General features: G+C 61.2%; 10 protein-coding genes. 1 reads left to right on the top strand and 9 read right to left on the bottom strand.

Features of this window, described 5'->3' with window-relative positions:
* The first annotated feature begins 37 nt into the window (after positions 1-37).
* Entirely contained in the window at positions 38-1,006 is a 969-nt protein-coding gene (locus tag ACSQ87_RS17725) for a hypothetical protein (RefSeq protein WP_223430336.1), read from the top strand.
* A 185-nt stretch (positions 1,007-1,191) separates the two neighbouring features.
* Here ACSQ87_RS17725 and ACSQ87_RS17720 read toward each other — a convergent pair whose 3' ends face one another.
* The 9 genes from ACSQ87_RS17720 to ACSQ87_RS17680 form a co-directional block, all read right to left on the bottom strand.
* Positions 1,192-3,543, bottom strand: a complete 2,352-nt coding sequence (locus ACSQ87_RS17720) for a tetratricopeptide repeat protein (protein WP_436273952.1) — start codon at positions 3,541-3,543, stop codon at positions 1,192-1,194.
* Between the two features lie 108 nt (positions 3,544-3,651).
* Positions 3,652-6,168, bottom strand: a complete 2,517-nt coding sequence (locus tag ACSQ87_RS17715) for a fused MFS/spermidine synthase (protein WP_436273951.1) — start codon at positions 6,166-6,168, stop codon at positions 3,652-3,654.
* A 183-nt stretch (positions 6,169-6,351) separates the two neighbouring features.
* Complete coding sequence (locus tag ACSQ87_RS17710) at positions 6,352-7,932, bottom strand: arylsulfatase (protein ID WP_436273950.1); 1,581 nt, start codon at positions 7,930-7,932, stop codon at positions 6,352-6,354.
* Positions 7,933-8,005: 73 nt separating this feature from the next.
* Positions 8,006-9,034: an HAD family hydrolase gene (locus ACSQ87_RS17705; RefSeq protein ID WP_436273949.1), complete on the bottom strand. Its 1,029-nt coding sequence runs from the start codon at positions 9,032-9,034 to the stop codon at positions 8,006-8,008.
* On the bottom strand, positions 9,031-10,461 hold the full coding sequence (locus ACSQ87_RS17700) for a hypothetical protein (RefSeq protein WP_436273948.1): 1,431 nt from the start codon (positions 10,459-10,461) through the stop codon (positions 9,031-9,033). Before ACSQ87_RS17700 ends, ACSQ87_RS17705 begins: the two co-directional genes overlap by 4 nt.
* Entirely contained in the window at positions 10,458-12,038 is a 1,581-nt protein-coding gene (locus ACSQ87_RS17695) for a VWA domain-containing protein (RefSeq protein ID WP_436273947.1), read from the bottom strand. Before ACSQ87_RS17695 ends, ACSQ87_RS17700 begins: the two co-directional genes overlap by 4 nt.
* 1 nt (position 12,039) lies before the next feature.
* Entirely contained in the window at positions 12,040-13,032 is a 993-nt protein-coding gene (locus tag ACSQ87_RS17690; RefSeq protein ID WP_436273946.1) for a vWA domain-containing protein, read from the bottom strand.
* Complete coding sequence (locus ACSQ87_RS17685) at positions 13,019-13,615, bottom strand: DUF4381 domain-containing protein (RefSeq protein ID WP_436273945.1); 597 nt, start codon at positions 13,613-13,615, stop codon at positions 13,019-13,021. The genes ACSQ87_RS17690 and ACSQ87_RS17685 overlap by 14 nt, the downstream gene beginning before the upstream one ends.
* A complete protein-coding gene (locus ACSQ87_RS17680) occupies positions 13,612-14,550 on the bottom strand; it encodes a DUF58 domain-containing protein (RefSeq protein ID WP_223430345.1) in 939 nt (312 codons plus the stop codon). The genes ACSQ87_RS17685 and ACSQ87_RS17680 overlap by 4 nt, the downstream gene beginning before the upstream one ends.
* Positions 14,551-14,557 lie beyond the last annotated feature (7 nt).

Here is a 14,557-nt window from a genome sequence, read left to right as displayed (position 1 = left end):
GCACCTCATAAGGAAGTTGTATCGAAAGGAGTCTGGTTTGAGCGTGGGCAAAAAGATTTTAGGGTTAATCGCGTTGCTGCTGATGTTGACCCTGTGGGGCGGTTACTTTTATGTGTTCCAGGAAAACCGCGGCGGGCAGTTGGGTGGTGCGTTCGACAGTTACGCCTGGTGCGGCACGCCACCGGCCGCCGATGCGCTGTCGCTGGGCAAGGATCAGCTGACCCTGCGCATCACCAACAACCTGCGTGGCGAGTTCATGCTCAGCGGCGCGGTGATTGTTTCCGAGCGCACTTTCAACCGCTACGACCTGGGCCGAAACGAGCTGCGCCTGCGCCTCGAGCCGCTGCAATGGTCCTACGGCGCCACGCCGATTTTCCTCGAACAGGTGAGGATCAAATCCCTGAGCCGAAACCTCGCTTCTGACAACAAAAGTGCCTACGCGGAGCTCGAGCCGCGACCGATTGGCGTGCAGGGGCGCGCCACCGAGTTTCCCTTCGACACCTACCGCTACGGTTACAAACCGGTGCTGTATTACCTCAAGGGCAATGAGCGCATCGACTTGCGCTTTCGCCACATCACCACGGTGATGGAGATGTCGAACGCCTTTACGCCCATTCAGAAGTACAACCGGGCCGAGTACATCAACGAGAAACATTCGTTGGTTCGCGAGGAAGATTATAAACCCTACGCCACCCATGAATGCGCGTTCAGCGTCGAGCGCAAAGGCTCGTTCAAGGTGATCGTCCTGCTGTTGCTGCTGGTGATTTGCCTGCCGCTGATGCACGTGTTTTATCGCGACGAGCCGGGCATCGATTTTCTCGCCACGCTGGTGAGTATCGGTGCAGTCCGGATATTGCTGGTGGGGCCGTTGCAAGACTTTCAGCTGTACAACATCGACTTCCTGTTCGGCGCGGCGATTTTGCTGGTGGGGACGGTGTCGTTGATCAAGGCGATGCGGGCGAACAGTCGGCGGGAGTTGGCGTTGAAGAGCGGGTCGTCATGGTGATATCACCGTCCATGTAGCAGCTGCCGAGCAGCGCGAGGCTGCGTTCGGCGACGAAGTCGCCGTGAAATCAGGCGATACGGTTTACAGGAAAACCGCGTTTGCAGGGTTTACGACGACTTCGTCGCCGAACGCAGCCTCGCGCTGCTCGGCAGCTGCTACAGGTTACAGACCGAACGCGTTCAAGATCACTTCAACGCCGGATCCCCCATGTTCATTTTCTTCCAGCCCTGCAACAGCACCTGTGCCTTCGGTTCCTGTCCGTTATCCAGGTAGTACTGGATCAACGACAACCGAGCATTGCGATTGGCCGGCTGCACTTTCAACAATCGCTCCAGCTCTTCGCAGGCCTCATCGACCTTGCCGCTGTCGTGCAACGCCACCGCCAACACGTAACCGTACTGGGCGTTCTGCGGCTCCAGTTGCGCGGCTTTGCGCAGGGCCGGCATGGCCTGGGCGGATTTGCCCGCGCGTACCAGCGACAGGCCTTGAGTGTGTTGCAGCAGGGCGGCATCCGGGTGTTCTTTCAGGCTCTGCTCCAGCAGCGTCTGAGCTTCCTGACTGCGCCCGTTCGCCTCCAGCCATTGCACCAGCGTCACCAGCGCCGGGTAGAAATCCGGATCGCGCTTGAGGGCGGTACGCAGCAGCGCTTCGACTTCGCCGCTACGACCGCTGGCTTGATAGAGCATGGCGAGGTTGAGGTTGGCTTCGGCGCGTTCCAGCAGGCTCTTTTGCACCGCTTCGTATTCGGCGATGGCCGCGTTCCAGTTGTCCTGGGCGCTGCCCAATCCATTACGGGCCACGCTCAGTAGATCCCGAGCCGCGGCAATCCGCACAGCCTTCACCGGGTCGGCCAGCAACGGCGTCAGCAGCGACGCACGCTCCGGTGGCGGCAGGAACGCGCTGATCGCCCGAACGGCGCTTTCACGCACTTGCGGGGCCGGGTTGTTCAAGTCCTTGGTGGCCAGTTTCAACGCCTGTTCGCTTGGGTACAGCGGCAACTCGGCCAGCAGGGTCGCGCGTTGGATCGCTGGCAAATTGCTGCGTTGAAGCTGCTCGTACAAGGCTTGCGCCGCGCCGGGCTGACCATTGCGAATCAGCCACAGGCTTTCGTCGTAACGCGGTGCCTGCGCGGTGGTGGTGTTCCAGAGCTTGAATTGCTCGGTGACCTTGTCGCCAGCCTTGCCCTGGTGACAGGTCAGGCAAGCGTCCGGTGTGCCGAGTTTTTTCGCCCGCTCAGGGTTGGGGATGCTGAAACTGTGGTCATGCCTGAAGTCATTGCCCATGTAGAACTTGCCGGGCATGTGGCAATCCACGCACTGCGAACCCGGTTGGCCCATGGTGTGGCGGGTGTGTTCGATGGAATCGTAATTCTTCGCTTGCAGGCCTTGGCCATCAACGCCTTCCACCGAGGTCTTGCCGGCAGTGTTGTGGCATTGCAGGCAAACACCGTTGCCCGGCGCCTTGAGCTCGGTGCTGTGCGGGTTGTGGCAGTTGCTGCAGCGCACGCCCTTGTCGAACATTTTGCTCTGGGCGAAGGAGCCGTGCTCGAACACTTCGTCCTTGATCTTGCCGTCCAGCGCGTACAACTCGCGGGTCAGGGGGCTCGGCAAGTAGTCATCCATCAGGCGCTTGCCGGCGGTGAAGCCGTCGCCCAATGGCGCGCGGCGCGAGTGGCAGCGCGCACAGGTTTCGATTTCGACAGTGGCGTTCTTGTCCTTCAGGTCGACGGTAAAACCGGCATGGATCAGGTCAGCTTTTTTTGCCGTCCATTCCAGGTGATTGGAGGCCGGACCATGGCAAGCCTGGCAGCCGACACCGAGACTGTTCCAGTGACTGTCGAAGGTGTTTTTCGCAGCATCGAAATTGCGTTTGTAACCGGTGGTGTGGCACTCGACGCACATGAAGTTGGCGTTCTGGCTCGGCTTGCTCCAGTGCAACGGGTCTTTGAAGTTCACGCCCTGGCCCGGATAGAGGTGAAACCAGCGGTGCTTTTCGGTATCCCAGGCCACGCCGAGGGCTTGCAACCGACCTTCGCTGACCTCGATCAGGTATTGCTGCAGCGGCGCGATGCCGAAGGTGTAGACGACCTTGAAGTCGGCATTCTTGCCGTCAATCCCGGGGGTGTTGACCCAGAAACCGTCGTCCTTGCGCGAGAAACGGGTGGTTTCGTTTTCCGCTTTGAAGGTGACGTTACTGAAGTCGCCCAGCATTGTTTCGGCATTGGCCTCCTGCATTGCCAATTGGTGATGGGAGCCTTGCCAGTCCTTGACCTGCTCGCTGTGGCAGCCTTGGCATTGTTGCTCATCGACCATCGTTGCCGGCGCCACGGCGGCCGGTTGCGGTTTGGCCGGCTGAGCGACCGGCGTACTGACAGGCGCATAAGTCACGGGGGCCGGTTTGCTGCTGAACAGAAACCAGCCGATGCCCGCTATGGCCAACAGCAAAACGCCGAGGGTGACGGGAAACAGGTAACGGTTAATCAAGGTCGGTGGCGAATCAGGGTTTGGCTGTACCGCTTTATTTTTATGTTTCGGCATTGCGACTTCCATAGTCCGGGTGCGTTTGCCGTCAGGCGCGGGTTCAAGCTCGATGCAGCTTTGCCGGATGGCCGGCGTCTGTCAAATGACGGTTGCGGAGGCGCTGCATCACTCCCCGACAAACCACCGGAAATACGGATTCCCCCCATCCCCGCGCATCACCTCGCGAATATCCCTGGCCCACGCGTCCCGGTCACCGTCATAAGCATGCAGGCTCGCCCGATAAAACTGCATCAGGCGTTGCTGGTGCGCGTTCATCCGCTCGTTGAAGCCCGCGTCGGCATTCACCAGTGGTGGCGCTGTACGCAGGTCCAGCAGGGCCGGCAGTACGCGGCTGATCTCCTTGGCACGCACCCACGGCGCATATTCGATACGCGGCTGATCGTCGGTCACCGGTTGGGCGTCGGCAGCGAAACGCTCCAGGCCTGCACGATCGGTGACCCAGGTCGAGAGCAACGCGGCAGCGGAGCCAATGCCCACGTCCTGCAAGGTGCTGCGCACCGTTTCCTGTTGGAAGCGTTGGCTGATTTTCGTCGCGTCCAGTTCGATCGGTTCCATCGAGCCCACCAGCAGCATTTCGTGGAACTCACTGGTCCACAGGGTGGCGTAAGGGAACACGTCGAGAAAGCTGCGCACCAGTGAGCGCGAATCGTCGATGTTCTGGGTGGGCAGCGGCAACCACTGAGCGACCAGGCCTTGTTTCTCCAGGCGGCTGGCGGCCAATTGATAGAAGTCCCGTGAATACAGATTCACCACGCCAGCAGCGGAGGGCGGTGGCGGTTCGAGGGTGATCAAGTCGTAGCGCTGTGGGTTGCGCAGCAATTCCTGTCGGCCATCGTGCAGGCGTACGTCAACGCCGGGGTCGGCGGCCGCATTGAAGTTGCCTTTGAACAACGGTGCGGCTTTGACCACCGATGGCAGCAGTTCGGCCACGACACGATGCTCCAGCCCCGGATAGCGCGTCAGGGCGCCAGCGGTGATGCCGGTGCCAAAACCGATCACCAGCGCCGAGCGCGGTTCGCCATTGTGGATCAGCAGTGGCAGCAACGCCTGGATACGCATGTAGCGCAGGGACGGCATGGCGTCGCCTGTGTTGGACACGCCCTGAATGTACAAGCGCTGGAACGCTTTCTGTCCCTTGCCCTGAGTGACCACGGCGACGGTCCCACCGCGTCCTTCTTCGTAAAAAGCCAGAGTGGCGTTGCGTGCACCGGGGAGCAGGCTGGCGAGTTTGTTCACTGGCGTAAAAACGGCCAGCGCAATCGACAACAGGCCGATAGTGACCACAGCCTGGCGCCGGCCTTTCTTGACCCCATGACCCTTGCGCACCGCGAAGTACCCAATCCCGGCAGCGACAATCGCCAGCAGGCCCAGGGTTCGGACCAGCCCCAGCAACGGGATCAGCACAAACCCGCAGAGCATCACTCCGATAATCCCGCCCAGCGTATTGAACGCCACCACCGCGCCGACAGCCTGACCGACCCGCTCGCGGCCGACGCTCAAGCGCAGGGCCAGCGGAAAGGCGGCGCCGAGCAGCAGGGTCGGTACAAACACGATGCTCACTGCCGCCACCGCAAACCGCGCGGTCATGCCCAGCAGGTCACTCGCACCCAACAACAACACCCAGGTTTCGGCCAGGCTTTGGGCGACCACCAGCCAGCGTCCGAGCAAGGCGATTTCCAGCAACGCGACGAGCCCGGCACAGGCGATCAGCAAACCGAACACACCCCAGGGATCGCGAATGCGATCAACCCGACGGGCCAGCAGGATGCTGCCGAGAAACAGCCCGGTGAGGTACGTCGCCAACACCACCGCAAAGGCGTAAGTACGGGTGCTCATGAACTGCACGATGGACTGCGACCAGACCACTTCGTAACCGAGGGCTACGCCGCCGGCAATTGAGTAAAGCCACAAGGCAACGCGATCGGGTGCTTTGTCGGCGTGGTGCTTGACCGGCGCAGTATCGCTCGGTAGCGAGCGGTGGCGTTGGAGCCACAAGGCACCGACGGCGGCCAGCAGGTTCAGCATGGCCGCGGCCAAGGCACTACCGCGTACACCGAGGGTCGCAATCAACACAAACGCGGCGAGCAGGGTGCCGGCGATGGCCCCGGCGGTGTTCGCCGCGTAAAGCTGACCGCCGGCCTTGCCCAGCTGTTGCGGGTTTGCTGCCAACGAGCGAACAAGCACCGGCAGGGTGCCGCCCATCAGCAGCGCCGGAATGCCCACCAGCGCAAACGGCAACACCCAGGCCAGCAGGCCGACTTGCTGTTCCAGCCAGGCAAACGGGCTGGCTGCGAGGCTCATGGCGAAGGTGGCACCGACACCGAGCACCGCCACCAGCACTTCCAACCCTGCGTAGAGCAGAACCGGCCGCTGCAAGCGATCGGCCCACCGGCCAAACAGCAAACCGCCTAACGCCAATCCGGCAAAAAAGGCGCTGATCCCGGTGGTGATGGCGTACACCTCGACGCCGACCACCAACGATAACTGCTTGATCCACAGCACCTGATACACCAGCGCCGCGGCACCGGAGACGAACAGCAACAGGGCGGGAATCAGCAGCACCGGGGCTTTGCTCTGAGTGGCAGGGATGGCCGACGACTTGCTGGCGACACGTGAGGTCATTGCGGATTGCCTTGTTCCAATTCGAAAAAGTCTGCGACCCTGCCGGCCCCATCGCGAGCAGGCTCGCTCCCACAGTGGACCGCATTTCAAATGTGGGAGCGAGCCTGCTCGCGATGGGGCCGACGCGGTCTCAAGTCAAAATAGGGCCGCTCGCCGGTGAAGGCGAGCGGCAGTCAAGCGGTCTTACTGTGCAGTTTTCATTTTTTCTTCGATTTTTTTGTCTACGGCAGCACGGATCTGGTCAACGCTGAAGCTGGCCGGTTTCTGGCTCGGCGGATACTCGATGAAGGTCTGCAGGAACTGCGCAGACTTGGTAACCGCTTGCGCAACCAGGTAGACGTTTTTGGTAGTCCAGTCGTAATACTGATCGGAAACGGTATCCGCGCGTTCAAACGGGTCCATCCGCAGGTTGAAGATTTTCGGCACCCGCAGGCATACGAACGGTTCGCTCCAGACCTTGAAGCCGCCCGGTGCGCGTTGCTCGCAGAACACGGCTTTCCAGTTGTCGAAACGCATCGACACCAGCACACCGTCATCGTTGAAGTAGTAGAACTCCTTGCGCTCGCCTTTTGGCTGTTGACCGGTCAGGTACGGCAGTTGGTTGTAACCGTCCAGGTGCACTTTGAAGTTGGTGCCGCCCGAGGTCGATGCCCAGCCTTTAAGGAGTTTGTCTTTCACACCGGTGTCGCCGGCAGCCGCCAGCAGCGTCGGGAACCAGTCAAGACCGGAGAACATCTCGTTGGAGACTTCACCCGGTTTGACCTTGCCCGGCCAGCGAATCATCGCCGGTACGCGATAGGCGCCTTCCCAGTTGGAGTTCTTCTCGTTGCGGAACGGCGTGGTCGCCGCGTCCGGCCAGGAGAACTGGTTCGGGCCGTTGTCGGTGGTGTAGACGACAATGGTGTTGTCGGTGATTTTCAGGTCGTCGAGGGTTTTCAGCAGTTTGCCGACGTCGCCATCGTGTTCCAGCATGCCATCGGCGTACTCGTTGCCGGGCATGCCGCTCTGGCCCTTCATCGACTCGCGCACGTGGGTGAACAGGTGCATGCGCGTGGTGTTCATCCAGACGAAGAACGGTTTGTCCGCCTTGGCCTGTTTCTCGATAAACGCCTGCGCGGCGGCGGTGGTTTCGTCGTCGATGGTTTCCATGCGCTTGGTGGTCAGTGCGCCGGTGTCTTCGATTTTGCCGTCAGCGAAGCTGTGAATCACGCCACGCGGGGAGTTGGCCTTGACGAACTCAGGGTCGTCCTTGGGCCAGTACGGACGCTCGGGTTCTTCTTCGGCGTTGAGGTGGTACAGGTTGCCGAAGAACTCGTCGAAACCGTGGTTGGTCGGCAGGTATTCATCCTTGTCGCCCAAGTGGTTCTTGCCGAACTGGCCGGTGGCGTAGCCTTGGGATTTGAGTGCCTGGGCGATGGTGATGTCACGTTTTTGCAGGCCTACCGAGGCACCGGGCGCGCCCACTTTCGACAGGCCAGTACGCAGCGGTGTCTGTCCGGTGATGAAGGATGAGCGTCCAGCCGTGCAGCTGTTCTCCGCGTAATAGTCGGTGAACATCATGCCTTCTTTGGCGATGCGGTCGATGTTCGGCGTCTTGTACCCGACCACGCCCATCGAATAGGCGCTGATGTTGGTCTGGCCGATGTCATCGCCGAAGATCACCAGAATGTTGGGTTTTTCAGCGGCTCCGGCTGTTGCCGAAATCGCCATCACCGAGGCTGCCACCAGGGCGAATTTCGGTAGCCACTTGTGTATGCGAGTCATCTGACTTGCTCCTTTGCTCACTTGCGTCGCTCAAGCGCGACAAACGTTTTTTGCAGTCCTGCGTAACGCTTTTTTATTGCACGTGCTCGGGGGCGGCGGCCTCGAAGGGATAGATCCGGCGCCATTCGGCGGCCATGTCCACGATAGTCCAGCCACGTGATTTTGCTTCGTCCAGGGCCTTGTCCAGACGACCGATCTGCGATTGACGGTCGTAGGCCCATTCGCGTTTGGCGTCGGTGTGATGCACCAGCCCCATGAAACGTTTACCCGGCCCGGCGGCGGTCCACTGCAACATTTGCAGGTCGCCGTCGGAGTTGCCGAGCGCGAGGATCGGGCGCCGGCCGATGACCGCGTCGATGCTTTCCGGTTTGCCCGGGCCATCGTCGTTGTGGGCCAGTTTGGCGGTGCGCAGGATCGACGGTTGGCCGTCCTTGAGCTGGTAGGCGGTGACAAACGTGGTGCCAATGACTTGTTCCGGCGGGATGCCATAGACCTTCTCGGCGAAGGCGCGCATGAACGCGGTGTCGCCGCCGGAGACGATGTAGGTCTTGAAGTCCTGGCGGCGCAGGTAATCGAGCATTTCCAGCATCGGCTGGAAGATCATTTCGGTGTACGGCTTGCCGGTTTTCGGATGGCGCGCCTGGGTCAGCCAGGTTTTGGCGTAGTCGTCGAAGGCTTCGGTGGTCATGCCGGTGTGAGTGGCACCGAAGATTTTCAGCATGCCGTCCATGCCCGACTCGCCCAGGGCCTTGTGATCATTTTCGAGCACGGCCTTGAAGGGCTGGGTGGTTTTCCATTCCGGATGCTGCGGTGCGGTGCGCTTGACCTCTTCCAGGGCAAACAGCAATTCGAAGTACATCGGCTGCTCGCTCCACAGCGTGCCGTCGTTGTCGAACACGGCGATACGATCGGCGGGTTTGACGAAGTCCTTGCTGCTTTGATCGGTCACTGCCTGGACGAACTCGATAATGTTGGTTTTCGCCGGGCCGTCGTTCCACGAGGGCAGGGGCTCGCGGGTCTGGGCCAGCGCCGGGAGGCTCAGCGCAAGGGTTAACAGCAACGTCAGCCCGTAGCGGTGGCGTAGCGATATCGGGTTCGTCATGGGAAATCCTTCTCGTGAGCGGGATTGAGTGGACGCAGTGCAGGCGCGGCTGATTCGGTATTGCGTTTGGCCTGACTATGCAGCGTAGCCAAGGATTGCATGAGGTGATGCAGCGCCTGTTTTTCGGTGGGTTGACGGCTGTAACAGGCGCGTAACAGGTCTTGCAGGCGCGGGCCAAGGTTCGTCAGTTTCAGGCCCATGCGGCTGCGTCTGACCCATAGGTACAGGGCGCTCAACTGTGCGGGTTTGCCGTCGATTTGCGCCGGAATCTGCCGCCAGGCGTAGTCGGCGGATTCGAGCCACGTGGCGCGTCGGGCGCGGCGTCGGGCCTGCCATTGAAGGTACGCACGATGGACGAGCGGACGGGCAAACCAGCCGAGCAGCGTCACGGCCACCAGCAGCGCTAAAAGCACCAGCCAATGCCCGGAGAGATGCACGCGACCTTGCTGACCCAGGTTTTTCAGGTCTTCGGTGATCGAAAATACCGGCCGATAAGCGCTGTTGGCTGCGGCAGCGAAGGTTACGGCCGGGACTTGGGCCGTTCGGGTCTGTCCGGTGCTGGCGTCCCACCATTTCAGCTCGATCGCCGGCAGGTTATGGCGGCCTTCGGTGTCGATCCGATAGGTCACGGTATCGACGCGCTGGCCACCGTTGAAATGGCCGCGACCGTCATCGAGGTTGCTGATTTGTGCGGCTTTCGGATAACGGCTGAGGCCGGCGACATCCTCCAGCGACGGCACTGGCAGCGACATTGCCAAGGCATCGTCAGCCTGCAAAGTCAGTTGCCGGGTGATGCTGTCACCGACCTTCAGGGGTGTCGCCGAGTTGAGGACTGTTTGCGTGAAGCGCAGTCCTTGGGCCACCAGCACCGGTTCGCCGGGTTGGAACCCTGGCGGTTGTGTGGCAATGAAGTGCAGTGGCTGGCTTTGGGCGGTCAACGGCGCACTGGCCTGACCGGGCGTGGCGCGCACCGTCAACGCCGGGATGTCGAAACCCTGCGCCAGATTCGGGGTGATCCGGTAGCTGTAGCGCATGCCGTTGAACGGCTTGCCGTCGAGCGTCTGGTTCAGGTGTTCGGCGTGGCCGTCGGGCGGCATGACCAGTGCGCCGGGTAGCTTTAGATCGGGCAGGGTGGGCGCGTCGGTGAACCAGCTGTCGGTGAGGACATCGAGTTGCAGTTGCAGAATGCCGCCGACCATGACTGAGTCGGCGGGTTGCAGGCGGGTCTGGATTCGCAGCTCGGGTTCGACAGCAACGGCTTTGATGCTGATCAGGGAGAAGATCAACAAAGTGCCGAATTTAGTGGCGAATGACCTGGCGCTTTCGCGAGCAAGCCCGCTCCCACATTTGATCTGTATGCAACGCAAATCCCCTGTGGGAGCGGGCTTGCTCGCGAAGGGTGCGACTCGGTCTATCAGACGGGTCATAGTTTGCCTCCCGCCTTATCCTGCAAACTGAATTTCTGCTTCAGGAATTTCGCCGGCGACGTACTGAGGTTCTGCAACCACAGCGCATCCGACGCCGCTTGCTCGGTCTGAACCGGTTTGCTCTGGCCCTTGTCCGGTGCCTTGTCCATTTTGATGTCGTCGGGTTTGACCTCCGGCGCGTTCTGTTCGGCGCTGTCGGTGTCTTTCTGCAAGGCGATGGCCAAGGCCAGGTTGGCGGTGGCTTCAGGGAATTGTGGTTGCACCTTCAACGCCTGGGTATACGCGGCGATCGCCTGATCAAACTTGAAGCGGCGCACGTAAATATTGCCCAGGTAGAAATACGCCTGCGGGGTGTCCAGTCTCGCGAAACTGGCCAGTGCCAGGTCGTAATCGGCGGCGTTGTAGGCGGCGATGCCTTTCCAATAGGGATCGACGAAATGCGCAGCGGCCTGCGGGAAGTGTTCGTGCTCGAAAGCCCAGCGGCCTTGCTGGTCCGGGGTGAAAAAGGCATCGGTCAACGCGTTGGCTTCGGCCGGTGCCGGTTGCAAGCCAATGCCCAGCGCCAGCAACCACCCCGCCATCCAGTTCAGGCTCCAGCCCTTGCGCACGCTGAAGAAGGCGATCAGCAGCAACGGCCAGCACAGCCAGTAACCAGCGTCCTTCCAGTGCAGTTCGCGCTGTTCATCGCTGGCAGCCTGGAAATGCTGCTGAGCGTGCAGCTCGATCCAGTCCAGGTCGTCGTCATTGAGCGTCAGGCTGCCCAACGGCGCATCCAACGTTGATCCAAGCTGTTTGAGTGCAGCCTGATCAAAACTGCCGAGTGCCGGACGCCCGGTGCTGTCGGTACGTAGCTGGCCGTTGGCGTCGTGGATGATCCCGCCGTCCTCGCTGCCGACGGCCAGAATCAGCACTTGCAGCGCGCTGTCGTCCAGTTGCTTGTCCAGACCGCTGAGTTGTGAGGTGTCGGCGCCGTCGGTGATCAGCAGCAGGGTTCCCGGCATCTTCTCGGCGATCAGCAGGCGTTTGGCTTGCTCGATCACCGCGCCGACATTTTTCCCCGGTTTGCTGATCAGGTCGGTGCTCAGGGCCTGAATGAAGGTGTCGAGCAGGGCCGGATCGTCGGTCGGCGGCAATACCAGATGCGCGCTCCCCGCGTAGGCGATCAACCCGCTGCGCGCACCGGCGCGACGCTGGATCAGGTCATGCAGCTTGTGTTTGGCCGCTTCCAGACGACTTGGCTGGACGTCGGTGGCGTCCATGGACGGCGACAGGTCGATGGCGATGATCAGTGGCGCGCGGTTTTCCAGAAAGTCCGGACGGTCCTGTTCCCAGGTGGGCCCGGCAGCGGCGATGGCACCCAGCATCAACAACGCGCACGCCAGATGCTCGGGCCGAAAGCGCTGTTGATCCTGCGGCGTAATCAGCAAATGCGGCAACAAGTGCTCGGCAATGTTGCTGCGCAAGCGCCGTTGCACGTCGCGGCTGCGGCGCCAGAGCCAGGGCAACAGGGCGCCGAACGGCACCAGCAACAGCCACAGTGGACGCAGGAAATGGAAGTCACTGAGATTGATCTCCATCTCAAGCCTCCTGCCGCTGACGCGCGAATGTCAGGTGCGGACGGAGCAGGGCGCCCAAGTGATAGAGCGCGAGCAAACCGATCGCGGCCCCCAGCGGCCACCAGAACAGGTCCTTTTTCGGCTGATGACTGAGGGTTTTCACTTGATGCGGCGTGAGCTTGTCGAGGGTGCCGTACACCTGATCCAGCGCATTGCGATCTTCTGCACGGAAGAACTTGCCGCCCGTGGCCTCGGCGATTTGTTGCAAACCCTGAAGGTTGACCTTGGCTTCACCCGAGGCATCAGGGTCACCAATGCCGATGGTATGAATGACCACGCCTTTGGCGGCCGCCATGGACGCCGCGTGATCCGGGGTAATGGCGCTGCTGGTGTCGTTGCCGTCGGTGAGCAGGATCAGGACTTTTTCCTGTTCGTGGGCCTGATCGAGCAGTTTCAGGCTTAGACCGATGGCGTCACCGATGGCCGTGTTGGGCCCGGCCATGCCGATGCCGGTGTCGTCCAGTAACAGCGACAGACTGGCGTGATCGAGGGTCAGCGGCGCCTGCGGGTAAGCACCACTGCCGAACACGATCAGGCCCAACCGATCATCTTTGCGCTTGTCGATAAAGCCATGAACCACGTCCTTGACCGCCGCCAGACGGTTGATCTTCTGGCCGTTGGCGTCGGTGAAATCAGTGGTTTCCATAGACTGGGAAATGTCGATGGCCAGCATCAAGTCACGCACCGGTTGCTGGCGCTCGATCGGTTTTTCGACGAACACCGGGCGCGCGGCCGCCAGTAGCAACAGTGCCCAGACCAGCAGGTTCAGCAGCAACTGCCAGCGATTGCTGCGGGTGCCGGCCTGGCTGGGTGCCTGGCCGACGGCTCGGCTCATGGCAGTAAAAAACGGTACGCGCACGGCGCTGCGGGCTTCGCGGTAATCGGGCAGGTAGCGGTAGCCGAACCACGGCAGCGGCAAAAGGATTAGCAGCCAAGGGTAATCAAGCTGCCACATGGTGATGCTCCACCCAGTGTTTGCAGGTGGCAAACAGGTGTTGGCGCTGTTCGGTCTTAAGCGCCAACAATGCGGCATCAGGCGCATAGGCCAATTGCGCCAGTTGCTCGCTGAAATCGGCGGGCAAGGGCTGCGAACTGTGTCGCAGCAAAAACGCCTGCCAATCCTCACCCCCAAGCGCACCAACAGTCCCCTGTGGGAGCGGGCTTGCTCGCGAAGACGGACTTCCATTCAACATTGATGTCGCCTGACCAGACGCCTTCGCGAGCAAGCCCGCTCCCACATTGTCTGCATTCCAATTCGGGGAGGGTATCGACAGGGCCACGCGTTTGAGTAGTTCCGGGAGTTCGCGCAAGGCGTTCAACTGATCATCACTGCTTTGCAGTTCAGCCAGCCGCACCAACGCCTCCCGCCGATAGCGATCCCGCCGCCACTGCCAATACCTCCGTGCGCTGACCAGCAAAACGGCAATCAGCAACAGGCAGAGCAACACCCACCAACCCCACGTCTGCGGCGCATAACTGACCGGCGCGGGAAGGGCCATCTCCTTGAGTTGCTCGATGCTCGGGATGCTCGGGGTCATCGCCGGCCTCCGCCGAGCTTGCCCAGTTCGGCGCGCAATTGTTCCTGCGCCTCGGTGGCGGTGCTGAACATCATCAGCGGCACCTGACTGCGGCGCAGCAACGTGGCGACGTCCTTGAGCCGACCACTGAGAAAGTCCCCCAGCGGCTGATGAACGCTGCGTTGCTCGACGGCCAGTTCCACCTGCAACTGGCCTTGAGTGATCAGCAAACGGCCATTTTTCGGCAGGTTCAGCGCCAATGGGTCGTAGACCTGCATGGCAATCACATCGTTGTGAGCGGCCAATTGGCGCATCAACTGCAAGGTGCGCTCACCGGCGCCGGCAAAGTCGCTGACGATGCAAATCAGGTGATCGTGACCAGCCACCGCCAGGCAATGCTGTAAAACCTTGTCAAGCTGGTCCTCGCCTTCGGCGTCCGGATTGGCCGCGTTGAGTTGCTGATTCTGCTCAGCGATGCGACTGCACAGCGCTTCGACACGCTTACGGCTGCGCAGCGGGGCAATGGCGTCGATGCGTAGATCATTGAACACCAGGCCGCCGACCCGATCTCCCGAGTGGAACACCATCCACGCGGCCAACGCGCCAAGTTCGGCGGCAATGGCGGATTTGAAACTGCGTTGGGAGCCGAAGAACATCGACATGCGCTGGTCGACCAGAATCAACGCCGGGCGGTCGCGTTCTTCGGTGAAGGTGCGAACCACCGGTTTTCCGGTGCGCAGCGACGCCCGCCAATCCAGATGACGCAAGTCGTCTCCCGGCTGATAGCGGCGCAGCTCATCGAAGTTCAAACCACGGCCCCGCAGGCGCGAGGCATGGTTGCCGGCGAGGATGCTGCCTTGCGGCTGACGCGCGAGGAAACTCAGGTCACGCGCCTTGAACTCCAGGGCCATCAACTGCGCCAGAGAGACGTAGACCAGACCGTCCGCACTGTTCATTTTCGAT

It is taken from the genome of Pseudomonas sp. LjRoot277 (assembly GCF_964253845.1).
Lineage (GTDB): Bacteria > Pseudomonadota > Gammaproteobacteria > Pseudomonadales > Pseudomonadaceae > Aquipseudomonas.
The sequence above is the reverse complement of the archived record's forward strand: the minus strand, read 5'-3'. Positions and strand labels throughout refer to the sequence as shown.

Coding starts and splice junctions, on each gene's coding strand:
- ACSQ87_RS17705 (WP_436273949.1), bottom strand. CDS start 9,034: ATGACGAACCCGATATCGCTACGCCACCGCTACGGGCTGACGTTGCTG.
- ACSQ87_RS17685 (WP_436273945.1), bottom strand. CDS start 13,615: ATGACCCCGAGCATCCCGAGCATCGAGCAACTCAAGGAGATGGCCCTT.
- ACSQ87_RS17690 (WP_436273946.1), bottom strand. CDS start 13,032: ATGTGGCAGCTTGATTACCCTTGGCTGCTAATCCTTTTGCCGCTGCCG.
- ACSQ87_RS17715 (WP_436273951.1), bottom strand. CDS start 6,168: ATGACCTCACGTGTCGCCAGCAAGTCGTCGGCCATCCCTGCCACTCAG.
- ACSQ87_RS17700 (WP_436273948.1), bottom strand. CDS start 10,461: ATGACCCGTCTGATAGACCGAGTCGCACCCTTCGCGAGCAAGCCCGCT.
- ACSQ87_RS17720 (WP_436273952.1), bottom strand. CDS start 3,543: ATGCCGAAACATAAAAATAAAGCGGTACAGCCAAACCCTGATTCGCCA.
- ACSQ87_RS17680 (WP_223430345.1), bottom strand. CDS start 14,550: ATGAACAGTGCGGACGGTCTGGTCTACGTCTCTCTGGCGCAGTTGATG.
- ACSQ87_RS17710 (WP_436273950.1), bottom strand. CDS start 7,932: ATGACTCGCATACACAAGTGGCTACCGAAATTCGCCCTGGTGGCAGCC.
- ACSQ87_RS17695 (WP_436273947.1), bottom strand. CDS start 12,038: ATGGAGATCAATCTCAGTGACTTCCATTTCCTGCGTCCACTGTGGCTG.